Source organism: Streptomyces sp. NPDC046203, assembly GCF_040646255.1.
Lineage (GTDB): Bacteria > Actinomycetota > Actinomycetes > Streptomycetales > Streptomycetaceae > Streptomyces.
In genome coordinates, this window is record NZ_JBEYZX010000001.1 from 446,020 (window position 1) to 468,288 (window position 22,269).

At 71.7% G+C, this 22,269-nt stretch carries 17 protein-coding genes; 7 read left to right on the plus strand and 10 right to left on the minus strand.

Annotated elements, in window-relative coordinates; translation table 11 throughout:
- Window positions 1–13: 13 nt before the first annotated feature.
- From ABZ990_RS01785 to hypE, 3 genes are read left to right on the plus strand one after another with little or no spacing between them, the layout of a single operon-like run.
- Complete coding sequence (locus tag ABZ990_RS01785; protein WP_361223597.1) at window positions 14–340, plus strand: HypC/HybG/HupF family hydrogenase formation chaperone; 327 nt, start codon at window positions 14–16, stop codon at window positions 338–340.
- Window positions 337–1,497, plus strand: a complete 1,161-nt coding sequence (hypD, locus tag ABZ990_RS01790) for a hydrogenase formation protein HypD (RefSeq protein ID WP_361223600.1) — start codon at window positions 337–339, stop codon at window positions 1,495–1,497. The genes ABZ990_RS01785 and hypD overlap by 4 nt, the downstream gene beginning before the upstream one ends.
- A 7-nt stretch (window positions 1,498–1,504) precedes the next feature.
- A complete protein-coding gene (gene hypE / locus ABZ990_RS01795) occupies window positions 1,505–2,587 on the plus strand; it encodes a hydrogenase expression/formation protein HypE (RefSeq protein ID WP_361223707.1) in 1,083 nt (360 codons plus the stop codon).
- A 102-nt stretch (window positions 2,588–2,689) separates the two neighbouring features.
- Here the strand turns inward: hypE and ABZ990_RS01800 are convergent, their stop codons facing one another.
- Both ABZ990_RS01800 and ABZ990_RS01805 read right to left on the minus strand, forming a co-directional pair.
- The gene (locus ABZ990_RS01800) at window positions 2,690–3,760 is read right to left on the minus strand and encodes a DUF2804 domain-containing protein (RefSeq protein WP_361223603.1); all 1,071 of its coding nucleotides are present in this window, start codon (window positions 3,758–3,760) and stop codon (window positions 2,690–2,692) included.
- Window positions 3,761–3,813: 53 nt separating this feature from the next.
- Complete coding sequence (locus ABZ990_RS01805; RefSeq protein ID WP_361223605.1) at window positions 3,814–5,415, minus strand: AMP-binding protein; 1,602 nt, start codon at window positions 5,413–5,415, stop codon at window positions 3,814–3,816.
- 586 nt (window positions 5,416–6,001) lie between these two features.
- Between ABZ990_RS01805 and ABZ990_RS01810 the strand changes: the two genes are divergently transcribed.
- Entirely contained in the window at window positions 6,002–8,932 is a 2,931-nt protein-coding gene (locus ABZ990_RS01810) for a BTAD domain-containing putative transcriptional regulator (protein WP_361223607.1), read from the plus strand.
- 154 nt (window positions 8,933–9,086) lie between these two features.
- On the opposite strand, the gene ABZ990_RS01815 is transcribed toward ABZ990_RS01810, so the two are convergent.
- A complete protein-coding gene (locus ABZ990_RS01815) occupies window positions 9,087–10,280 on the minus strand; it encodes a hypothetical protein (protein WP_361223610.1) in 1,194 nt (397 codons plus the stop codon).
- Between the two features lie 284 nt (window positions 10,281–10,564).
- Entirely contained in the window at window positions 10,565–12,007 is a 1,443-nt protein-coding gene (locus ABZ990_RS01820) for an MFS transporter (protein WP_361223613.1), read from the minus strand.
- 293 nt (window positions 12,008–12,300) lie between these two features.
- On the opposite strand from ABZ990_RS01820, the gene ABZ990_RS01825 reads away from it, so the two are divergent.
- Window positions 12,301–12,849 carry an ABATE domain-containing protein gene (locus ABZ990_RS01825; protein WP_361223616.1) on the plus strand — a complete coding sequence of 183 codons (549 nt, stop codon included), beginning with the start codon at window positions 12,301–12,303 and terminating at the stop codon, window positions 12,847–12,849.
- A 102-nt stretch (window positions 12,850–12,951) separates the two neighbouring features.
- On the opposite strand, the gene ABZ990_RS01830 is transcribed toward ABZ990_RS01825, so the two are convergent.
- From ABZ990_RS01830 to ABZ990_RS01840, 3 genes are all read right to left on the minus strand, one after another.
- Window positions 12,952–13,419, minus strand: coding sequence for an SRPBCC family protein (locus ABZ990_RS01830; RefSeq protein WP_361223619.1), 468 nt, complete (start codon window positions 13,417–13,419; stop codon window positions 12,952–12,954).
- A 140-nt stretch (window positions 13,420–13,559) separates the two neighbouring features.
- On the minus strand, window positions 13,560–16,367 hold the full coding sequence (locus ABZ990_RS01835) for a LuxR family transcriptional regulator (protein WP_361223622.1): 2,808 nt from the start codon (window positions 16,365–16,367) through the stop codon (window positions 13,560–13,562).
- Window positions 16,368–16,666: 299 nt separating this feature from the next.
- Complete coding sequence (locus tag ABZ990_RS01840; RefSeq protein WP_361223625.1) at window positions 16,667–16,849, minus strand: hypothetical protein; 183 nt, start codon at window positions 16,847–16,849, stop codon at window positions 16,667–16,669.
- 383 nt (window positions 16,850–17,232) lie between these two features.
- Between ABZ990_RS01840 and ABZ990_RS01845 the strand changes: the two genes are divergently transcribed.
- Window positions 17,233–17,721: an SsgA family sporulation/cell division regulator gene (locus ABZ990_RS01845; protein WP_361223628.1), complete on the plus strand. Its 489-nt coding sequence runs from the start codon at window positions 17,233–17,235 to the stop codon at window positions 17,719–17,721.
- A gap of 171 nt (window positions 17,722–17,892) precedes the next feature.
- Here ABZ990_RS01845 and ABZ990_RS01850 read toward each other — a convergent pair whose 3' ends face one another.
- A complete protein-coding gene (locus tag ABZ990_RS01850; RefSeq protein ID WP_361223631.1) occupies window positions 17,893–18,324 on the minus strand; it encodes an Ohr family peroxiredoxin in 432 nt (143 codons plus the stop codon).
- A gap of 305 nt (window positions 18,325–18,629) precedes the next feature.
- Here ABZ990_RS01850 and ABZ990_RS01855 point away from each other — a divergent pair, with 305 nt between their 5' ends.
- Window positions 18,630–19,364 (plus strand): hypothetical protein, encoded by a 735-nt coding sequence (locus tag ABZ990_RS01855; RefSeq protein ID WP_361223634.1) that lies wholly within the window; start codon window positions 18,630–18,632, stop codon window positions 19,362–19,364.
- Window positions 19,365–19,647: 283 nt separating this feature from the next.
- Here ABZ990_RS01855 and ABZ990_RS01860 read toward each other — a convergent pair whose 3' ends face one another.
- Together ABZ990_RS01860 and ABZ990_RS01865 are read right to left on the minus strand one after the other, a co-directional pair.
- Window positions 19,648–21,345, minus strand: a complete 1,698-nt coding sequence (locus ABZ990_RS01860) for an amidohydrolase (protein WP_361223637.1) — start codon at window positions 21,343–21,345, stop codon at window positions 19,648–19,650.
- Window positions 21,346–21,846: 501 nt separating this feature from the next.
- On the minus strand, window positions 21,847–22,269 hold a 423-nt coding region (locus tag ABZ990_RS01865; protein ID WP_361223640.1), incomplete at its 5' end, for a hypothetical protein.

Below are 22,269 nucleotides of genomic sequence, written 5' to 3' on the forward strand. Positions count from 1 at the left end.
TGAGGAGACGAACGTGTGTTTGGCGGTCCCTGGAAGGGTCCTGGACGTCGAGGACCGGGACGGCACCCGGATGGCCACCGTCGACTTCGGCGGCGTGGTCAAGGAGGTCTGCCTGGAATATCTGCCCGACCTGAGGGTCGGCGAGTACGCGATCGTCCATGTCGGGTTCGCCCTGCAGCGGCTGGACGAGGAGTCGGCCAGGAGGACGCTGGAGCTGTTCGAGACCCTCGGCATGCTCCAGGAGGAGTTCGGCGACCCGTGGGAGGCGGCCGCCGGTTCGGCGCAGACGGAGGACGGACGGCCGGCGCGCGAGGGCGTCGCCGGGGAGGTGCACCCGTGAAGTACATCGACGAGTTCCAGGACCCCGAGCTGGCCCGGCGGCTGCTCGACGAGATCCATGCGACGGTGACCCGGCCCTGGGCGCTGATGGAGGTCTGCGGAGGGCAGACGCACAGCATCATCCGGCACGGAATCGACCAACTCCTTCCGAAACAGGTCGAGTTGATCCACGGTCCCGGCTGTCCGGTGTGCGTGACACCGCTGGAGGTCATCGACAAGGCCCTGGAGATCGCCTCCCGCCCGGGCGTGATCTTCTGCTCCTTCGGGGACATGCTGCGGGTCCCCGGCACCGGCCGGGACCTGTTCCAGGTACGCGGCCGGGGCGGCGACGTCCGGGTGGTCTACTCGCCCCTCGACGCGCTGCGGATCGCCGAGCAGAACCCGGACCGCGAGGTGGTGTTCTTCGGTATCGGATTCGAAACCACCGCCCCGCCCAATGCCATGACGGTCCATCAGGCGCGCAAGCTGGGCATCCGCAACTTCAGTCTGCTGGTCTCCCATGTCCGGGTTCCGCCCGCGATCGAGGCGATCATGCGCTCCCCCGACTGCCGCGTCCAGGGCTTCCTCGCCGCCGGTCATGTCTGCAGTGTGATGGGCACCGCGGAATACCCGGCACTCGCCGAGCGGTACCGGGTGCCGATCGTGGTCACGGGGTTCGAACCCCTGGACATCCTCGAAGGCGTCCGACGGGCCGTGATCCAACTGGAACGAGGCGAACACACCGTCGACAACGCCTACCCCCGTGCCGTACGGGACGAGGGCAACCCGGCCGCTCAGGCCATGCTCGACGACGTCTTCGAGGTCACCGACCGGGCATGGCGCGGCATCGGCGTCATCCCGGACAGCGGCTGGCGGCTCTCGGAGCGGTACCGCGACTACGACGCCGAGATCCGTTTCTCCGTCGAGGGGATCGACACCCGCGAACCGGCCGAGTGCCGCAGCGGAGAGGTGCTGCAGGGACTGCTCAAGCCCCATGAGTGCGAGGCATTCGGCACCTTGTGCACCCCCCGCTCCCCGCTGGGCGCCACGATGGTCTCCAGCGAGGGCGCCTGCGCCGCCTACTACCTCTACCGCAGGCTCGACCTCGGCTCCCCGGGCCGGCCGGGTCCCGCCCCGAGCGTTCCGACGCCGACCCTGGAAGGAAGTTCCGTTGTCTGACACGACCATGGGCCGCACCGGCCCCACCGTCTCGGACCCGGCGCCGGACCTGATCAACTGGACCTGCCCGGCGCCGGCACCGGACCGCACCCGGATCGTGATGGGCCACGGCGGCGGCGGAGTCCTGTCCGCCGAGCTGGTCGAGCAGATCTTCGCCCCCGCCTTCGGCGGACCGGCGCTCTCCGTCACCACGGACGCCGCCGCGCTCGAACTCGGCGGCGCCAGGCTGGCCTTCTCCACCGATTCCTACGTCGTGCGCCCGCTCTTCTTCCCCGGCGGCAGTATCGGCGACCTGGCCGTCAACGGCACCGTGAACGACCTCGCCATGAGCGGGGCCAGAGCCGCCTACCTGTCCTGCGGATTCATCCTGGAGGAAGGGGTCGAGACCGACGTCGTCGCCCGGGTGGCGAACGCCCTCGGCGCGGCGGCGCGTACGGCCGGCGTCCAGGTCGCCACCGGCGACACCAAGGTCGTGGAAGCCGGCCACGGCGACGGGATCTACCTCAACACCTCGGGGATCGGCCTCATCCCGGAGGGGGTGGACCTGCGGCCCCAGCGGGTCGTGCCCGGCGACGTGGTGATCGTCAGCGGTCCTGTCGGCGTCCACGGCGTGGCGATCATGAGCGTGCGCGAGGGGCTGGAGTTCGGGGTCGAGATCGAGAGCGACTGCGCGGCGCTGGGCGGCCTCGTGGAGACGATGCTCGCGGTGACCCCGGATCTGCATGTGCTGCGCGACCCCACACGTGGCGGACTGGCCGCCTCGCTGGGCGAGATCGCGCTCGCCTCCGGCACCGGCGTGGTCCTCCAGGAACGGGCCGTGCCCGTCCCCGAACCGGTGGCCAATGCCTGTGCGATCCTCGGCCTCGACCCGATGTACGTGGCGAACGAGGGCAAGCTGGTGGCCTTCGTCCCGAGGGAGCGGGCCGACGCCGTACTGGCCGCCATGCGCGCGCACCCGCTCGGCGCGGGCGCGACGGTGATCGGCGAGGCGGTGGCCGAACACCCGGGCATGGTCGTCGCCCGTACCGGCCTCGGCGGCACCCGGGTGGTCGACATGCCGCTCGGTGAGCAACTGCCCCGGATCTGCTGAACGAGACTCCACTGCGGCGGGAGCCGACGCCGTACGCGAAATCCGTACGCGAACGACGCCGGCGCCTGCGGTGACCGTGCCGGGCCCGGCGGCCCGGCACGGTCACCACCGCATGCGGACGTCCTCGGCCCAGCCGAGCAGCCGGTCCACGACGATCTCCCGGCCCTCGTCGTCGCGGACGAGACCCGAGTAGTGCCCGAAGCACTGGTCGGTGCGGTTGGCGAGCAGTACGGCCTCGGTACGGGTGCTCCGGGGGTGGAAGGGGGTGAAGACGAGATCCACCGAGGGCCGGTCGCCAGGCGCGAGGAGGGCCCATGGAGCCATGAGGTCACCGGGCGACCGGCGCCACTCCAACTCCTCCCCGATCTTGGTGAGCCGGCCGTCCACGCAGAGCGCGTTCTCGGTCGCCCCGGTACCCCGAGTCCAGGTCCCGCCGAACTGAAGCCCCACCGTGTGACCGCCGGTGCGGCCCGACGCGGCTCCCCAGTTCCAGTCGACCGAGCGGGGCCAGCGGCCCCGGCCGTGGTCGAGCACGGCCCAGGCGTCCTCGCCGAACTCCAGGACCCTGTCCCCGATCCGGACGGTTCCGGAGGCGGGCCGGGCCGTGTGCTTCGACGTGTACTGGAACCGGCGTTCGTCCCACGGCACGACGACGGACAGTGTCTCGTGCCCGGCGGGCAACGCGACGAAGAGATCGACCTCCACGGTCTCCTTCGGCGCGGACGGCGTCAGGCAGCGGGCCCGCAGGCGGGTGCCGCCGTCCGCCTCGGATATCCCGATCCGCACCCGGCCGCCGGTGGGACGCTCCGGTCCCACGACCGCGGCGGGGGAGCCGGCCGCTCCCGCGATCGTCTCCGGGAGCCGCCCGCCCCGCCCGCCGGGCGCGAGGGCGGTGCGCTCGAACTCCCGCCGGTCCCCGGGCCCGTACCCCGCCCCGTACTCCAGCACGTACACCGTGTCGAGGGTCAGGAAGTCGAGATCGCTCACGGTCAGCGCGACGAGGTGCGTCGGTGTGGTCACACACCAGTACTCCCAGCGTTTGGTGCGCCCCCAGCCCCGCAGATTCGCCCGGTGCAGCGGCTGCCGGGACCAGCCGACGGCCGACGGGTCCAGCCGCCCGTCCGGCCGGCACAGGTCGACGGGGACGGTGATCTCGCGCTCATGGGTGGCCATGCGCGGAGCTTAGGACGTGAGACAGGCCCGGGCCGTCCCGTAGGCGACCTTGTTCAGTTCCGCTTGGTGGCCGCGGCGGCGCGCAGGAGCTTCTTGTCGGGCTTGCCGGCGTCCGTGAGCGGCAGCGCGTCGGTGAAGGCGAGGTGGTCGGGTACGTACATCTCGCCCCTGCCCTCCCGCACCCAGGCCCGGAGTTCGTCCGCGGTCGCGAGGGACGCGGGAGCGGTGACGACGGTGGCGTGGACGCGTTCGTGGCCGCCGTCGCCCCTGACGCCGTAGACGGCGGATTGCCGTACGGCGGGGTGGGAGTTGAGGAAGTCCTCCAGTTCGGTGGTGTACACATGGCCGCCGACCACCGCGATCATGTCCTTGATCCGGTCGACCACGGTCAGATAGCCGTGCTCGTCGAGCGAGCCCAGGTCACCGGTGTGGACCCACCCGTCGCGCAGGACCTCGGCGGAGAGCCCGGGGTTCTTCCAGTAGCCCTCGAACGCCGAGTCGGACCGTACGCAGATCTCCCCGACCTCTCCGGTGGGCAGCGCCAGGCCCGCGGTGTCGCGGATCTCGACCTCCACGCCAGGTACCGGCCTCCCGGCGGTACGCAGGATGTCGGGCCGGTCCGGGTCGTGCTCGGCGGCGGGCAGCACGCTGACGGCGCCGGCCTCGAACTGCCCGTAGCCCTGCTGCAGGACGGGCCCGAGGAGACGTACGGCTTCGGCGATGCGGGTGGGTGAGGAGGGGGTGCCGCCGTAGGTGATCTGCCGGAGGCTGGAGGTGTCGGTGCGTGCGGCGTCGGGGTGGTCGATGACCTGGTAGAGCAGCGGGGGCAGCAGCATCATGTTCGTGATGCGCTCGCGGGAGATCGTCGCGAGGATCTCGGCCGGGTCGAAGTCGTAGTGCAGGACGACGGTGCCCCCGGAAGCCAGGGTGCCGTCCGCGATGAACCCCGCGGCGTGGGACAACGGTGTGCACACCAGGTCCCGCCGGCCCGTCCCGCTGAACAACTGCCGCGTTCGCGCGATGCCGTCCTGCATCCTGGCGAAGGTGGACCGAACTCCCTTGGGGTGCCCGGTCGTACCGCCCGAGTGACGGATGAAGCACAGGTCCTGCGGCCGAGCGGCGCTCGCCAGCGGTCGGTCCGACTGCTTCTCGGCGGACGCGAGAAGATCCTCTGGCCGGTTCCTTGCCCCGTCCCCTTCCGTCGACAGCCCCTCGTCGAGGACCTGCCCGAGGACCTGCCCGGGGATCCGCCCGAGAACCAGGACATGGTCCACCGGCGGCACCGACCGCAGCAACTCGGCGGCCCGCCCGGCCAGTCGGGGGTCGACGACGAACGCGTAAGTCTCGACATCGGCCATCATGAGCGCCTGCACCTCGCGGCCGAGCCGGTTGTACAAGTGGTTGAAGTGAGCCCCGAGCAGATTGACGGCGTACCGCACCGCGATCGTCTCGGGCAGGTTCCCGCACAACATCGTGACGGTCCGCCCGGGACCGACTCCACGCTCACGCAGCGCCCTCGCCAGCCGGTACACCAGGCCACGGAACTCCCGCGCGCCCAGCCGGCGGTCGCCACTGACCAGGATCTCCGCGCCCGGTTCGGCGGCCAGTCCGTCGAGGATGATCTCGACGTAGTTGCGGAACGGGGGTATGGACATGGGGTGATGCTCCTCGGGGGTGTCGGTCGGCGGGTGGTGATCAGCCCGCTACGGCCATGCGGGTGGCCACGGCGGTGTGGTCGCCGGTGCCGGTGCCGGTGCCGGCGATGGCGGCGGTCGCGGTGAGCGGGCCCAGGGCCGTACACACCCGCATGACACTTCCTCGTTCCGGCCCGATGGGAAACGCCGGCGACTTCACAGGATGGGCACCAGGAGACATGTATTCCCATGGGCATAAAACGATCGAAAGCGTAGAGGTGTGGCCCTCGCGCGAACAAGAGGTCTCTCCCGGCATGGCCTGATCACACCCGCCCGGCGGGAACCCGATTCGACGCGGGAACGGGTGCGTACGCGTACCGGTGGCGGGACGACAGCCGTGCCGGGCACCGCGGACCCGGCTAACCTCTCGTGAACCTCCGGCAGGTTCCGGGCGTGCCCCGAAGCACCGGCTCGCGACGCCCGGCGACGGACAGGGCAGGGTGTCTCACCGCCCGGGCGGCACCCGGGTCCCCGGACGGCGTGGAGCTAGTATGCGCAGGCAGGATGGGGTGCGCGGTCACCCTCGGGGGGCGTTCAGGGGGCGTCAATGGCAGTACGGTTCGGCGTTCTCGGGGATCTGACGCTCGATGTGGACGGGGAGAGACGACCTGTTCCCGGAAAGGCCGGACTCCTGCTGGCCGTCCTGCTGCTTCCGGCCGGCCGGCCCCGGTCCGTCGACGAACTCGTCGACGGCCTGTGGGGCAGCAATCCGCCGCGCACCGCGTATCCCTCGCTGCACAACCACATCGCACGGCTCCGTACGGCACTCGGCCCGGAACGTGACCGTCTGACGGTCACCGGCGGTTCCTACGCGTGCGAGGTCCGCCCGGGGGAGCTCGACGCGGCCGAGTTCGAGACCCGGCTGCGGCGTGCCCAGCGCGCCGGGCAGGACCAGGACTGGCCGACCGTGGACGAGGAGGCCCGCGCCGCGCTCGCCCTGTGGCGCGGCCGGCCCCTGCCCGCATTCCCCTCCCTCCACGAATCCCCCGAGCTGGTCCACCTTCGCGAACAGCACCTCCAAGCGGCCGAGTTGCGCTTCGAGGCGGCCCTGCGCGCGGGAGGCCACCACGAGATCACCGCCGAACTCGCCGGCCTCACCGCCGACCACCCGCTGCACGAGCCGATCCACCGCCAGCTCATGACGGCGCTGCACCGCGGCGGGCGGCCCGCCGACGCGCTCGCCGTGTACCACCGGCTGCGCCGCAGGCTCGTCGAGGAACTCGGTGTCGACCCGGCTCCGGGGACCCGGCGGATCTTCGAGGAAGTGCTCACCGCGAAGGAGGACGGGGCCGGCGGTCGGGCGTCCTCGTCCCCGGCCGCTCCCGCGGCGGTTTCCGGGGCCGCCGCCCCGGCCGCTCCGGCGCCCGCGAGCGGAACCCGGTCCAAGAAGGCCGGATCCGTGCCCGCGCCCGCCCACCCCGCCCTGAACCAGATCCCCCGCGACACCCCGGACTTCACCGACCGGACCGCGGAATTCGCGACGATCACCGCCCGGCTGCTCGAACCCCCCGGCGACGGCCTGTCCTGTCTCGTCGTGATCTCGGGGATGGGCGGGGTCGGCAAGACCGCCCTCGCCGTCCGGGCCGCCCACGGCACCCGTGACGCGTTTCCCGACGGGCAGCTCTACGCGGACCTGCGGGGCTTCGGCGTGGGTTCGCCCCGTTCGGCCCACGAACTGCTCGCCCGGTTCCTCGTGGACCTCGGCGTCCCCGCCCACACCGTCCCGGACGACACCGACGACCGGGCCGCGCTCTACCGCGCCCGGCTGGCCGAGCGCCGGGTGCTGATCATCCTCGACAACGCGCGCGACAGCGAACAGGTCGCCCCGCTGATCCCCGGCGGCGGCCCGGCGGCCGTGATCGTCACCAGCCGCCATCTGCTCGCCGGACTCCCGACCGCCACCCGCGTCGCCTTGCAGCCCTTCGGCGCGCCCGATCAGTACGAACTGCTCGCCGCGCTGTGCGGAACCGAGCGGCTGACGGCCGCACCGCCGGCGACCGAGCGCATCCTCGCGGCATGTGCCGGACTGCCCCTGGCCCTGCGCATCGTGGGCTCGCGCCTGGCCCACAACGCGGGCCGGAGCGTGGAGCACTTCGCCGCCCGGTTCGCCTCGCCCGGCGGACGGCTCGCCGCGCTCACCCTCGAACACCTCGATGTCACCGGTGTGTTCGAGGCGAGCCACCAGGCTCTCGTGACCAGCCCGCGCCGCCTGGACCGCGCCGCCGCCGCGGGATTCCGGCTGCTGGGCCTGTGGCCCCGCCATCCGTTCTCGGTCGAGGCGGCCTCCGCCCTCCTCGACCAGCCCCTCGGCCACACGATCGACGTACTCGACACCCTGGTCGACGCCTGCCTGTTGCAGAACCCGGCCGAGGGCACCTACCGCTTCCACGACCTGCTGGGCGAGTTCGCCGCCCAACTGGCCTCGGAGGAGACGCGGGAGAGCCGGGAACAGGCGCTGGTACGGCTCGGCACGTGGTACTGCGCGGCCCTGGAACGCGCGGACACCGCGATGGTGACGCGCCCCCGCAGACTGGCCGCGCCCCGGACCGAAGCCGTCCTGCCGGACTTCGCCGACCGGGCCGCGGGGCTGGCCTGGATCACCCGGGAGCTGCCCGCCCTCACCACGCTCGTCAAGATCGCCGGTGCCGGACCACGGCCGGAACTGGCCTGGCTCACGGCGGGCAATCTGTTCGGCTGGGTCACCGCCCACCGGGGGCAGGACCTGTGGGAACGGCCTCTCGTGGACGCGCTGGAGGCCGCCCGGCGCGAGAACGACCTCGCCGGGCAGGCGATGATGCACAACCTTCTCGGCGTGGCCCACGGCTGCTCGTACCGCAACGAGATCAGCCTCCGCCATCTCTACGCGGCCGACGACCTCCTCGACCGGCTCGGCCGAAGAGACTGGCAGACGGACGTGCTGGGGAACATCGGCAACGCGGCGGCCCAGGCCGGCCGTTACGAGGAGGGCCTCGCTGCCATTCGCAAGGCCCTCGCGTACTTCGCCGGCACCGAGGACCTTCCCGTCGTCTTCGCCCACACCCATGCGACGCTTCTGTTCCGGACCGGGGACCTCGAAGGGGCCGAGGCCGTGTACCGCGCGTGCCTGGAACGCTGCCGGGCGGCCCACCCGTCCTACGTGAACATCGTCCTGGTCAACCTGGGCGACGTCCTGCGGGCTCGGGGACGACGGAGCGAAGCCCTCCAGTGCCTTGAGGAAGCCTGCCGTGCGGCGGAAGACCTCCACGAGGACTTCGCCATCGCCGACGCACTGGAGGCGCTCGCCCGCTGCCACCTGCACTTCGGCGACGCGGAGCGGGCCGAGTCCTGCTGGCGCCGATCCTTGGAGATCGCGGAGAAGTTCGGATTCGAGCGTGTGATCGGCGACTGTCTCGCCGGACTCGACTCGCTCGACAGGCTCGACAGGCTCGGCGGGGAGGGGGCCGGTGGGCGGCTCGGTGACACGCCCACCGGCCTCTGACCGCCCCTCGGGGCGCCGGCGGTGCCGACGGCCGGCCCCCTCCCGGGAACCGGATCAGGACCCGCTCGCCCTCCTCCGGCTCCTTCGGCTCCTTTGACTCTTTTACCTTCCCTGCCTTCTCCGCCTATTCGGCCTTTCCGTCCTCCCGCCCGTCCTACTGCCCGGGCGACTCCGGCTGGACGCCGGGCTCCGGCGCCTGCCGGCTCGGGCCCCGGAAACGCGCGAACGTCTTCGTGAGGGACTTCAGCGGCGAGGCGTCCTCCTTGGCCGCCACCGGTGACGCCGTCCGGGGCGCCCCGTTGCCGCCGGTCGCCTCGGCGAGCGCGGCGAGGGCCGACTGGGCGGCCTCCCGGTACAGGTCGCAGGACTCCGTCATGGAACGGAGCGCCGTGGCGTACGTGGTGACCATGGTCCGCGCGTGGGCCAGTTCCTCGTCGAGCGTGTGCAGATGCCAGCCCTGCCGCAGCCGGGCCAGGGCCCGCTCGGCCTCGGCCGGCCGGGGCCACGGCAGGGCGTCGAACTCCTTGATCTTGTCGAGGAGTTCGGTGGGCTCCGTACCGTCCAGGAAGACATTGCGTATCGTGAAGCGCTCCGCGTCGTAGCCGGAAGCCTTCGGCGCCGGAGGCAGGACGACGGCGCCCCCGCGCGGAATCCCCACGCCCAGTTCCTTCTTCAGCGCGAAGTCGACGATCAGCGCCTGCTCCGGCGAGGCCCGGTGTTCGACCACCCGGTGGCGCAGGCTCGGGGGCAGGAACGCCGTGACCGGCCGGCTGCCGAGGGCGTCCGGCGTCATCGCCTCGTGCACCACGACATGGATGAACCAGCTCTGCCGGGCGCAGGCCCGCAGCCGGCGGCGCAGCTCGTCGTCGTCCTTCGGCAGGCGGTTCGCCGCGCGCAGGCGCACGCCCGGGACGGTCTCGCCGTCCCACTCGACCTGGTCGCTGTCCGGCCAGAAGACGGTGGCGGGGGAGATCCAGTCCGCCTCCCAGGCCCGCTCGGCCTCGGCGGCCAGGACCCAGGTGACGCCGCCGCGGTCCGTGCGCCGCTGCTCGGGGTCGTACGTGGTCAGCTGCGCGCGCACCGTGACGTCGTCGGCCGCGTGCCAGCGGACCTCGAAGACACGGCGGGCGCCCGGGCCGGGGTCGGCGGACTCGTCCCGGGGATACAGGTCGGTGGAGCGCGCCGCCTCGACCGGGTCGAGGTCCAGGAAGTCGTCGATCACCCGGGCCGCCTTGAGCGCGATCAGATTGCGCCGGACGTCCCGCTCGGGCTCGGACCCGAGGTGACGCCCACGACCGAGCCAGGTGGTGTCGGGGACGGTGGTCGATGCAGTGGTGTTCTTGGCCATGGAACCGTTCCGTGGGCGATCAGGGCCAGACCAGTATGGGCCGCGACCCGGGCGAGGGAAGCGGTACCCCGTCCGAGCCGTCGTGAATCGAACACCGGGCGGCTGGAAAAGGGGTGCCCCGTTCCCGTGGCCCGGGCGGTCGGACCGGGCGGTCGAACCGGGTGGATGGTCCGGGCGGTCGGCCCGAGCGGATGGTCCGCTGATCGGGCCGCTGGTCGGGCAGTCGGTCGGGGCCGCCGCGGATCCGGCTCCTTGGCCGGTGATCCGCGGCGGCCCCTGGGTCTTCAGGAGTCCTGCGGCGGGGCCTGCGCCTCGACGATGGCCGCCGCCTCCTCCGGTGTCTCCACCGAGGGCGGCGAGCCTTCCAGCGGGCTCCGCGCGGTCTCCTTCATGAGGGCCACCGTCACCACGCCGACCAGCGCGGCGCCCATCGCGTAGTAGGCGGGCATCATGTCGGAGCCGGTCGCGCCGATCAGCGCGGTGATCACCAGCGGGGTGGTGCCGCCGAACAGGGACGCCGACAGGTTGTAGCCGACCGACAGGGAGCCGTTGCGGACATCGGTCGGGAACATCGCGGGCAGCGCCGCCGACATCGTGCCCAGCAGACACACCAGGGACAGGCCCAGCATCAGCATGCCGCCCGAGACCGCGACGAGACTTCCCTGCCGTACCAGCAGGAAGGAGGGCGCGGACAGGACGAGGAAGCCGAGCATGCCCGTCATCAGCAGAGGCTTGCGGCCGAAGCGGTCGGACAGCCGGCCCACCCGGTTGATGAGCAGCATGAGCAGCACCATCGTGGCCACGAGGATCAGCAGCCCGTGGGTGACGCTGTAGTCCAGCTCGTCCGACAGATACGTCGGCATGTACGACAGCAGCATGTAGTCGGTGATGTTGTACGCGCCCACCAGGGCGACGCACAGCAGCAGCGGCCGCCAGTGGGCGCGGAAGATCTCGCCGAGACCGCTTCGGGTGGCGGCCCGCGCCGCGTCCGGCTTCCCGGGGCCCCGGGTGCGGTCGGCGGAGTCGTCCAGCTTGAGGTAGGCGGGAGTGTCGTCCAGACGCAACCGCAGATGGATGCCGATCAGGCCGAGCGGGGCGGCCGCGAGGAACGGGACCCGCCAGCCCCAGGCGTCCATGCCGTCCTGGCCCAGCCAGGCGGTGAGGCCCGTGACGAGGCCGGCCGCCGTGGCGTAGCCGGCGAGGGTGCCCAGCTCCAGGAAGCTGCCGAAGAATCCGCGCCGCTTGTCGGGCGCGTACTCGGCGATGAAGGTGGCGGCGCCACCGTACTCGCCGCCGGTGGAGAAGCCCTGGAGCAGTCGGAAGAGTATGAGGAGGACCGGGGCCCAGAAGCCGATGGAGGCGTAGCCGGGGATGACACCGATGGCGAAGGTGCCGATCGCCATCAGGATCATGGTCAGGGCCAGCACCTTCTTACGGCCGATCCGGTCCCCCATCGGCCCGAAGACCATGCCGCCGAGCGGCCGGACCAGGAAGGCGACGGCGAAGGTGGCGAAGGAGGACAGCAGCTGGACGGTGTCGCTCCCGGACGGGAAGAACACCCGCCCGAGGGTGCCGGCCAGATAGGCGTAGATGCCGAAGTCGTACCACTCCATGGCGTTGCCCAGCGAGGCCGCCTTCACCGCGCGCCGCACCGCGGCGTCGTCCGTCACCGTGATGTCGGAACGGCGCAGCCGGGGGTTCTGCCGGCGCCTGGCCGCGCGGAACAACGCCTGATGGCGCTGGGCGGCCGCGGAATCGGGGACTTGGAGGTTCTCTGGGGAGGACGTGGCGACTTCCTTTCCGGAGGCGGACGGCTTGCCTGCGGAGCGTGTGCTCGTACAGGGAGCCTCTGCGTGTGTGGACGGTTCTCAGGCCGTACTGTTCCCCGGATCGGGCGACGTACTGTTTTTGTGACTTCGGTCATGCGGAGGGACGAGCGCGACGGGGGCGTGAAGCCCCCGAAGCGGTATCGGAGGCCGAAGGCTTGCCTTTGTGTCGTGTCACCGGTCAATATGGTGACGTGAATCATGCCTTTCCCTGTGGGACGCTCTGTCTGGATTTCGTCGGTACGTTGCGGGCGCGTCGTAACGAAGCGCCGTTGGAGAAGCTGGCGACGCCCGGTCTGGTGGACGACTGGTTCGTGGAGTCGGGGATGCTCGATCTGGCTCCGGGGGCGAGCGAGTCGGATGTGACGCTGGCGGTGCAGTTGCGCGAGTCCGTGTACGAGCTGGTCGCGGCGCGGCTGGACGGGCGGGCGCTGCCGGTGGAGGCGGTGGCCGAGGTCAATCTGCATGCGGCGGGTCTGCCGGTGACGCTGCGGCTGGGGCCGGATGGTGTGATGCGTTCGGGTTCGGTGGCGCAGGGGCTGGCGGAGCTGGCCCGTGAGACGGTGCGGCTGGTGGGCGGTGACGAGGCGGCGCTGCTGCGGGAGTGCGCCCGGCCGGAGTGCACGCAGGTGTATCTGGACCGTTCGCGGGGGCATCGCCGGGAGTGGTGTGCGATGCGGACCTGTGGCAATCGGGTCAAGGCGGCGAACTACCGGGCGCGGCAGAACGCGGCCCAGGCCTGACCGTAACCGGCCGACTGGACCGACCGTACCCATCCGGGGCCCGGGGACAGTCGGGCGCGGCCCTCGCCGAGCCGCGCCGGACGTCTCGGCCGACCGCGACGGTCAGGCCTCCGAAACCCTCGCGATCTGGGCGTGCCAGACCTCGCTGAGGCGGTCCATCCACAGCCCGGACAACACGTCGAGCGACTTCGGAGCGGCACTGCGCACGACATTCGCGGTCACCAGCCGGGTGCCCTCCTCGGTGGGCGTGAGCACCCACGCCTGGTACAACTGCACCCCGGCGCCGATCCCCAGCCAGCCGATCCGGTACGGCGGCTCGTTCTCGCCCACGAAGATCTCGAACTTGTGCCCGTGCCAGTGCACATGGAAGAACTGCTCCTGCCCCTCGCTGCTCACCGCGCCCACACCGGGGGACCAGTCCGGCCAGTGCGACGCATCGGTGAGCAGCTCGAATGCCCGGTCCACCGGCGTCCGCACCAGAGCCTGCCGCTCGTCGTAGTCGTGCGCGTCGTCGGGCGAGAAGCCGGCCGGCCAGTGAATGTCCGGGCGGCCGTGCGACATCTCGTGCATCCGGCTGGTTTCCTTTCGCGCTACTGCTCGGCTTTCGGTGGGGCCACCGGGAGGAGGCCGCCGGGCAGGACGAGCTCACTCCCAGTCTGTGCCCGGACATCTGATCACGCCTCAGTCGAATGACTGAGAGCGCGGGGACGTCATCGGGATCCGCCCTCGTCCGGGAAGGGGCCCAGGGAGTCCAGAGCGTCCCGCAGCGCCGTGCGCGAACTGATGCCGAGCTTGGGATAGATCTGGTACAGATGAGTGCCGACCGTCCGATGGGACAGGAACAGCCGCTCGGCTATCTGCTTGTTGGTCAGCCCGCTGGCCGCCAGCCGCGCGATGTGCAGTTCCTGCGCGGTCAGGGACACCGACGCGACCGGTGAGATCGCCGGCCCCGCGTACCCCGTCGCGCGCAGCTCCGCCGTCGCCCGCTTCACCCACGGGGCCGCGCCCAGCGCCTCGAAGGACTCCAGCGCCGTGACGAGCTGTTCCCGGGCCTCCCGTGTCGCCCGCCGGCGCCGGAGATGCTCACCGTGGAAGAGCCGTACGCGGGCGATGTCGAACGGCCACTTCTCGGCCTCGCTCCCCACCGAGGACAGCGCCCGGTCGAACAGGGCGAGGGCCTCGTCACCCGGCGCGGTCAGCGCCTCGCAGGCCAGGACCAGCAGATTCAGCCGCGGCGAGAGCGCGGCCATCGCGGAGGCCCGCATGGCGGCCGCGTGCGCCGCGGCCTCGTCGGTCCGGCCGGTCCGCAGGGCCGCCTCCACCAGGTCCATCGCGCTCCACAACGCGTGCGGGACATAGGGCGCGAGGGCGCCGGGCGCGCTGACCACGGTCGCGTACCGGTAGGCGGCCTCGAAATCACCGCCGCCGAGCGCGCCCAGCGCCTTGGCATGACTGGCGAAGAACCGGGCGCCGTGAGCGCCGCGCGGCGTCGCCCAGCGCACGATGTCCGCGACGAGCGCGTCACTCGTCGCCAGTTCACCCCGGGCCGCGGCCACGAGGGCCTGCACATACTGGAGTTCCCAGGCGAAGAAGTGGTAGTCGTGCTCCTCGCACAGGACGAGCCCCTCGCCCGCCAGACGCGTGGCGTCGTCCCAGCGCCCCAAGTTGTAGTAGTCCAGGCCCAGATGCATCAGCGCGCCCAGATGCCGGCGTACGGGCGCGGTGCCGGCCCGGCCGTGCTCGACCAGCCGCACCGACGCCTCCCGCACCCGGGCCAGCCGGTCCGGGTACACCGACGCGGTGCCCAGCCGCACCACCTGGGTCGGATCGTCCTCGACACGCGCCGACAGAGCGTCCAGCCGGGCCAGGCCCTCGGGGCCGGTACGGGCGGGGTCGCCGAAGGTCCGCGACACCGTCCACAGCAGATCGGGCGGTTCGGGAGTCAGCCGGTCCAGGGCCCGGAGCAGCGGCTCCCACAGCCGGGGTTCGCCACCGTGCCAGCACAGCAGCACCAGACTGTGCAGCGCGTCGATGAGCGCGTCGTCGGAGGCGTCGTAACCGTGGTCGCCGTTCTCGATCGCGCCGACCAGCAGACGGTGGGCGGTGTCGATGTCCCCGTCCTTGTTGATCAGCAGGAAGGAGGCGGCCGCCGCCGCGTGCAGCGAGTCGCGACCCGACGGATCGGCCGCGCGGGCCCCGGCCAGCAGCCGTGAGGCGTCCGCCAGTTCGCCCCCGGCGTCGGTGCCGATGTACGCGGCCTCGGCCAGCCGCCGGCTCTTGTCGGCGGGCGCCGGACTGAGTCCGGCGGCCCGGGTCAGGGCGGTCACCGCACCGAGCGCGTCCCCGCGCCGCACTCGCAGATGCGCGGCCTGCTCCAACAGCGCCGCGACCTCCTCGTCCGGCCCCACTGCAGCCTCTCCCAGATGCCACGCGCGCCGCTCCGGCAGATCGGCGAGCACCTCCGCGAGCGCCTGGTGCGCGTGGTGGAGCTCCGCCGTCGTCGCCTGCGCCACCACGGCGGAGCCGATCAGCGGATGCCGGAACGACAGCCGCCTGGTGCCGGCCGAGACCTCCACCAGCCGTTCGCGTTCCGCGGGAGCGAGGTCGTCGATGACGGCGTGCCCGCGCGCCGCGGCCTCGACCGGCGCGAGATCCCCCGTGCCGTCGAGCGCCGCGAGAAGCAGCAGCCGCCGGGTCGGCGCCGGCAGGCCGCCCACCCGGGACACGAACATCGCCTGCAGCCGCTCGCTCAGCGGCAGTACGGCCGGCACCGCCGTCAGCGCGGTGCGCTGTTCCCCGCTCAGGGCGGCCGGGAGTTCGACGAGCGCCAGCGGATTGCCGTGCGCCTCCGCGACGATGCGGCGCCGCACCGCGGGCGAGACATCGGGGTGGGCGAGGGCGATCAGCTCGGCCGAGGCCGTGTCGTCCAGGGGCGGCAGCCGGTGCTCGGTCAGGCCGCTGGACTCGAAGAAGCTGGCGGAGCCGGTACGGCAGGCCGCGACGAAACTGACCTTGCTGCCGACGAGCCGGCGGGCGACGAAACCGAGGACCCCGGTGGTCGCCCGGTCCAGCCAGGGAAGGTCGTCGACGACGACGAGCAGCGGGGTCTCCCGGGAGAGCATCCGCAGCAGCAACAGCACGGCCGTCGAGGTCACCAGCCGGTCGGGGCTCGGCCCGCTGCCGATGCCGACCGCGACCCGCAGGGCGTCGCGGTGGCCGGCGTCCAGGATCCCGAACTCGTCGAAGAGCGGGACGAGAAGCTGATTGAGCCCGGCGTAACTGATGTCGGCCTCGAACTGCACGCCCCGGGCCCGCAGCACCCGCACACCCCGCCGGGCCGAGTCCGCGGCCAGCGCGTCGAGCACGGCCGTCTTGCCCACGCCCGCCTCGCCGGTCAGCAGCAGCGCCGCGCCCTGGACCACGGAGTCGTGCAGGAAGGAACGGATGAACGACAGGTCCTCGGTCCGCCCGACCAGTCGTGTCGCGCCGCGTGGGGAGCGGCGCTCCACCTCGTTCATCGGGCTGCCTCCAACGGCCATGACGTAAGAGAGGCCCGGCGCTGTGCCCCGGACCCGCTCGATTCGAAATCGGTGACTCGTATGATCACTCGCAGGCCCATGCAATCACTCGTACGTGAAGCATGTCCACCAACGGACGCCGTCGGTCCGCTCTCTGGACCACTGGACCTCCACAACCCTTCTGACCGGGGGCTTTTCCCAGCCGTGCACCAGAACGGGGCGTCCGGGCGGGGCCGTCGGAGGGGCTGGGACCGGGCCGGACTGGGCTGGGCTGGGCTGGGCCGGGCGTGCCGCCGCAGTCAGCGGAGGGTCTCCTCGCGGAGGTGGCGGATCAGCCAGGGGGATCCGTCCGGCTTCCCCGTGGTGTACGGCGCGTTCCCGGTGAACAGCCCCGCCGGGTCCTGCCGGCGCTGCGGGTCCGCGTAGCGGACGTAACGGGCCATCAGGCGGCGTACGTCCTCGATCATGTGCAGCCATTTCACGTGCAGTCATTCGATCGTGTCCACCATCGGGCTCTTCTTGTCCTCGGCGACGGGTACGGGCAGGTGTACGGGCATGGGCATGGGCGTCGCCCGGTGCGCCGAGCCTGAACTTCTGGAAATGGACCGGCAAGTCCAGAACGGACGGCCCCCTTCGGGCCCCGTGGTCCGCCCCGAGCGCGAGCGGAGACCGTCGAACCCGCCCGTCTCCCGGGTCAGTCGGATGACGTACCGAGGGGTGGGGTGCGGGGGCGACGGCGACGGGTGCGGGGGAGCGGGGTGACGGTGACGCAGTCGGAGGCAGGGTCAGGTGACGGATGCCCGAGGCGCGGCCGCCGGGGGAGGGTCGGTACGAGGATCACGCACCATGGAAGGGGTTTCCCGTCATGAACGGCGAACAGGCCGGTGGCCGCACCGGTCGGACTGGCTGGACCGGCCGGGTGGGAGAGGCCGGGCCGCCGGCACTCCGGCTGGACATCCGGCGGGTGCTGGACGGTGTGCCGGTGCAGCCCATCGGGGTGGAGTTCCGGTTCGACCCCTCGTCGCCGATGGTGGTGTCGGCGACGTTCACCCCGGGACACGGCCGGGAGGTGACCTGGCGAATCGGTCGCGAGCTGCTGTACCGGGGGCTGTACGGGGAGAGCGGTGAGGGCGACGTACAGGCGTGGCCGGTGCGGGGGGAGACAGCCGACGTGGTGTGGCTGCTGCTGGAATCGCGGGAGAGCAGCGCGGTGTTCGAACTGCCCATGGCCGAGGTCGAGGGGTGGCTGGACGCCACGTACGGACTCGTGCCGGCGGAGGCGGAAGCGGACGCGCTGGACTGGGCGGCCTTCCTCGGGGAATTGCTGGACGACCGCGAGCAGTGCGGCGATTGACCGAGCCGGGCGGATGACGGCCTCGGGCGGCGGTCTGCCGACCGCGGCCTCGGGCGGCGGTCTGCCGACCTCCCCCTCCCCGCGCGCGAACCCCGGGTGGCGGGACGGACGAGGTCCGTACCGCCACCCGGGGCTCGGGATCCGCCCACCGTGTCTTCAGACCGGCCCGGATCAGGCGGCGACGGCGGTGGCGTTGACGACCACGGGGATGTTGCCGCGCGTGGCCTTGGAATAGGGGCAGAGCTGATGGGCGGCCTCGCCGAGCGCGGTGGCGGTGGCCTGGTCGACGCCGCCGAGTTCGAGATGGAGGACGGCGGAGAGGCCGAACTCGCCGTCGTCGCCGTGGGTGAGGGTCGCCTCGACGGTGATGGCGGTCGACGCGAGGGAGATCCCCCGCTGGGAAGCGGCGCGCCGGACGGCACCGAGGAAGCAGGCGCCCCAGCCGGCGGCGAAGAGCTGCTCGGGGTTGGTGGCGCCCCCGGCGCCGCCGAGCTCCTTCGGGATGGCGAGACGGATGTCGAGGAGTCCGTCGCCGGCCTCGACGCGGCCCCCGTTGCGTCCTTCTCCGGTCACCGTGACGACGCCGGTGTAGGTGACTGCCATGTCCGTGTACTCCTCTTCCGTGGGTTTTTCGATGTCACACCTGTTGAGGTGTGACGATTATGATCGCACGAGAAATCACCTGTCAAGGCGGTTACTTATGTGGGCGGGGTATCACCACCCGCTACGACCCGCTACGACCCGCTACGACAAAACCGCCGTCGACGGCCTTGCCGGCCTCCGCCTACGGGCCTTGATGATCTGGCTCAAGGGCCTCGCCAGGTACCCGTCGATCACGCCTTGACACACGTCCAAGGAGCGAAAACCGTTGGGCCCTCGGGCTGGTGGGCATCTACCGTCGCCCGGTGATGAGCGAGACGCACCTGGACGAGTTCACCGAGCGCGGCTTCGTCGTGATCCCACAGGCAGTGCCGGGCGAGCTTCTGGATCGGGCGAACCGCCGGGTCGACGGACTGGTGGCCGGGCAGCCGCCGGAAGCCGGCAAGGCGGGGCCGCATTTCTACTTCCTGGAGACCAAGGAGGAAGAGGATCTGCTGGCTCCGTTGACCGGCGGACCGGCGTTCGGGTACACCGAGGAACTGGCCGGCCCTGGCACCTTGGAGGTCCCCCGGCAGGTTCAGGTCGCACTGAACATCCCGCCGTTCTCGCACCGCCCGGGCATTCCGCACATCGACGCGGCCAACGCCGAGCCGGTCGACGATCCCGAGTTCGGGACCTTCACCATGCTGGCCGGTGTCCTGCTGACCGACCAACTCGCCGAGGATTCCGGCAACCTGTGGGTCTGGCCGGGCACACACCGCACCCACGCCGCCTACTTCCGCGAACACGGCACGGGCACGTACTGCGCCTACCCGCCGATCCCCCTCCCCGAGCCCGAGCAGATCACCGGCCGGGCCGGCGACCTGCTCCTGGCCCACTACCTGCTCGGCCACAACATCGGCGGCAACTTCGCCTCCGACCGGACCCGACGCATGCTCTACTACCGCATCAGCAACCGCGCGCATGCGACCCGCCGGAAGGACTTCCTGCAGGATGTCTGGCTGGAGTACGGGCCGATCAGATCCCGCCTCACCGAGACCTGAAGCAGGCCTCCGCGTCTCGCGGAAGCGATCTCGCTCGATCAACCCATGGAGCATCCGTCGACCGCGGCCCCGCCGCGCGACGCGAGCTGATCCACCGGATCGGTTCCCACGAGGCCGCACCTCACCGATCGAGCTCAGCCCGATACGCGCCCTGGTGCCGACCGGCACCCCGGTTCCGGGATATGTCCCGCGCCCGTCCGGACGGGCGGTCAGTTGCTCGGACCGGTCCGTGAAACCTGGTCCGGGCCACGGATCCGTGCGCCGAGGGGCGGTGCGGGGAACCTCAGGCCACGGGCGGGAGGTTGGGGCCCGTGGTGCCGAGTTGTTCGGTGGCGATCACCGGCGGCACCGGCCACGTCACCCCCTTCGGCGGCCAGCTCTGGCCGGTGGCCCGGAGGAAGTCCGCGGGCGGCTCGTACAGCGGCGGCTGGGTCCCGTCCGGAATCATCGACGCCCACGAGACGCCCTCGGTGCGGTCCTTGAACTCCTGCTTCATGCCGTCGAGCAGCTCGGGCCGCTCGATGAGGTCGACGGCGCCGGCCGCCAGGTAGCGGGCCGCGGACAGCAGGGCCTGGTGGCCGATGTTGGTGGCCGCCGTGGCGGTGACACCCCAGTTGTGGTTGGGCAGCCCGGGCGGGTAGGCGGCGGACAGCAGCACCGCGGTGGGCGCCTGCCAGCTGATGTCGGCGGTGTCCGTGGCCAGACCGCCGCTGTACGCCGCGGCCGGAGGCGCCAGCGGGGTCAGCTCCGTCGCCATGCCCACCTCGGGCTTGCCGAGCGACTTCTGCACCGCCTTCGCCAGGGCGTGGTCCGCCTCGGTGAACCGGGGCGCGCCGATCTGCCGCATGTTGTCGTCGAGCAGCTCCGCGCCGGCCTTGTTCGCCAGCAGATTCCAGGTGGCGGAGTGGAACTTGTGCACCAGCCGGGTCTGGCTCGCCTGGGCGGCGGCCTTCGCGCAGTCCACGATCTTCTCGTAGAGCACCTGGGCGCGCGCCGGGCTCCCCTCCCGGACGAAGAACCAGATGGAGCACATGTCGGGGGTCACGTTCGGGGCACCGCCGCCGTTGATGATGGCGTAGTGGAACCTGCCGGACGGGGCGACGTTCTTCTCCCGCAGGTACTCCGACATCGTCGCCATCAGCAGGGCGCCGTCCAGGCCGCTCTTGTTGCCCAGCGGGGTGCCGCCGTGTCCCGAGGCGCCCAGGAAGGTGAAGGTCGCCGACACCAGGGCACTGGTGGTGTTCCAGAACGGCACCGTGATGTTGAACGGATGCCAGTCGAGGAAGGCGTCCAGTCCGTCGTAGACCCCCTCCTTGGCCGCGTACGCCTTGCCGACGAGCTGTTCCTCGCCCGCGCTGCCGAACAGTTTGACGGTGGCCTTCAGGCCGTGGGCGCGGATCGCCTGGGCGACGGCGATCGCGGCGGCCGTGCCGCCCGCGCCCAGGGTGTTGTGCGCGTCGCCGTGCCCGGCGCCGTAGGTCGGGCCATAGGCGTCGTAGTGGTACACCAGCGGGTCGTGCGTGGCCACGCCCTTCTTCTGGGAGAGTCCGGGCAGGGCGTCGTACTCGGCGTTGAAGCCGATGACGGGCCCTTCGGTGCCGTAGGTGGCCACGAAGGCGGTCGGGAAGCCCGCCGCGCCCCAGGTGACGGTGAAGCCGTTCGCCTCCAGGAGCGCGGCGGTGGCGAGGGAGGACTTCCACTCACGGAGGGACAGTTCCGCGTGCTGCCATATGTCGTCGCTCAGCTTGGTGATCGCGCCCTCGTTGGCGCCGATCCAGTCGAGCGCGGTCCGCTTCGCCGCGGTGCTCCGCGCCAGCCCCGTCGGGGCCCGGTAGGTGGCCGGGGAGACCCCGGTCCGCTCGTCGTACCCGAGGGTCGCCGCGAGCACCGGGTCGGCCTGGAGGATCGCCGCGGTCGTCGCGGTGGCGCTCAGCCCGAACATCTTGAGCAGACGCCTGCGGCCCATGTCGAGATTGCTCATGCGGTCTCTTCCTCGCTCTGCGGAGAGGGGCGGCTGACGGTCGGAGGAGGCGGACCTCGCGCACACTCCCCGAAGGGCCGGAACGTCGGCCCGTCACCGGGGCGATCGGCGCCTGTCGATGGCGCACCTCGGTGGATCCGGCGCGGGCCGACCGGGGGCGCCGACCGACACATGTTTCCCGGAGTATGTCACATGTGTGTGCTGCGACCGGGCCTTGTGTGACATCAGGTGTGACCGGGGGAGCAGGAGACGGGTCCGGGGAGCGGGGGATGGTCCGGGAGTACGGGACCGGTCCGGGCCGATCTGGTTCAGGCTGGGCCGGGCCGGAACCGGGCTGTCGCGGCGCCGTGTTGTGGTGACGGCCGGACCCCAACCGGTCTCCGCGCGACCGGTCCGCGACCGGCCCGCGTACGCCGATCGGGCGGCGTCTTCGTCACCTCGGCGTCGGAGTGGTGCCGCCGAGGCGCGGGAATCGAGCGTGTGCCGGGTGTGTGGGTGGTGTCAGGTGAGGGTGTACATCACCGAGCGGTCGTGCTTGTGGCGTTGGATGCGGCCCTTGGCGACGAGTGATTCGAGGGTGTTGCGGACGACCTGGGGGGTGGGGGTGCGGTCGGGGTGGTGGGTCATGAGTTCGTCCCGCAGTTCCTTGGCGGGGCGGGGTTCGTCGTGGCCGGCGAGGAGGGTGAGGAGGAGGTCGCCGAGGAGGGGCTGGCGGGTCGCCTTGGGGGTGGTGGCCCGGGGTGTTTTGCCGGTGCGCGGGGTGTGCGGCGCGGGTGTGCGGCGCGGGGCGGCAGAGGTCCGGCGCGAGGTGGCCGGGGTGAGGGTGGGCTCGGTCTGGGCTTGTTCGGGCAGGGGGGAGGGTTCGGTCAGGCCTTCGTAGCGTTCGGCGAGCTGGAGGATGTCGACGAGGAGGGATTCCTCTTG

What these genes read in the sequence shown, in the direction of transcription:
- ABZ990_RS01830 (WP_361223619.1), bottom strand. Translation starts at nt 13,419, where the DNA reads ATGCACGAGATGTCGCACGGCCGCCCGGACATTCACTGGCCGGCCGGC.
- ABZ990_RS01860 (WP_361223637.1), bottom strand. Translation starts at nt 21,345, where the DNA reads ATGAGCAATCTCGACATGGGCCGCAGGCGTCTGCTCAAGATGTTCGGG.
- ABZ990_RS01835 (WP_361223622.1), bottom strand. Translation starts at nt 16,367, where the DNA reads ATGAACGAGGTGGAGCGCCGCTCCCCACGCGGCGCGACACGACTGGTC.
- ABZ990_RS01850 (WP_361223631.1), bottom strand. Translation starts at nt 18,324, where the DNA reads ATGGCAGTCACCTACACCGGCGTCGTCACGGTGACCGGAGAAGGACGC.
- ABZ990_RS01805 (WP_361223605.1), bottom strand. Translation starts at nt 5,415, where the DNA reads ATGTCCATACCCCCGTTCCGCAACTACGTCGAGATCATCCTCGACGGA.
- ABZ990_RS01845 (WP_361223628.1), top strand. Translation starts at nt 17,233, where the DNA reads ATGAACGGCGAACAGGCCGGTGGCCGCACCGGTCGGACTGGCTGGACC.
- ABZ990_RS01815 (WP_361223610.1), bottom strand. Translation starts at nt 10,280, where the DNA reads ATGGCCAAGAACACCACTGCATCGACCACCGTCCCCGACACCACCTGG.
- ABZ990_RS01855 (WP_361223634.1), top strand. Translation starts at nt 18,630, where the DNA reads ATGAGCGAGACGCACCTGGACGAGTTCACCGAGCGCGGCTTCGTCGTG.
- ABZ990_RS01800 (WP_361223603.1), bottom strand. Translation starts at nt 3,760, where the DNA reads ATGGCCACCCATGAGCGCGAGATCACCGTCCCCGTCGACCTGTGCCGG.
- hypE (WP_361223707.1), top strand. Translation starts at nt 1,505, where the DNA reads ATGGGCCGCACCGGCCCCACCGTCTCGGACCCGGCGCCGGACCTGATC.
- ABZ990_RS01810 (WP_361223607.1), top strand. Translation starts at nt 6,002, where the DNA reads ATGGCAGTACGGTTCGGCGTTCTCGGGGATCTGACGCTCGATGTGGAC.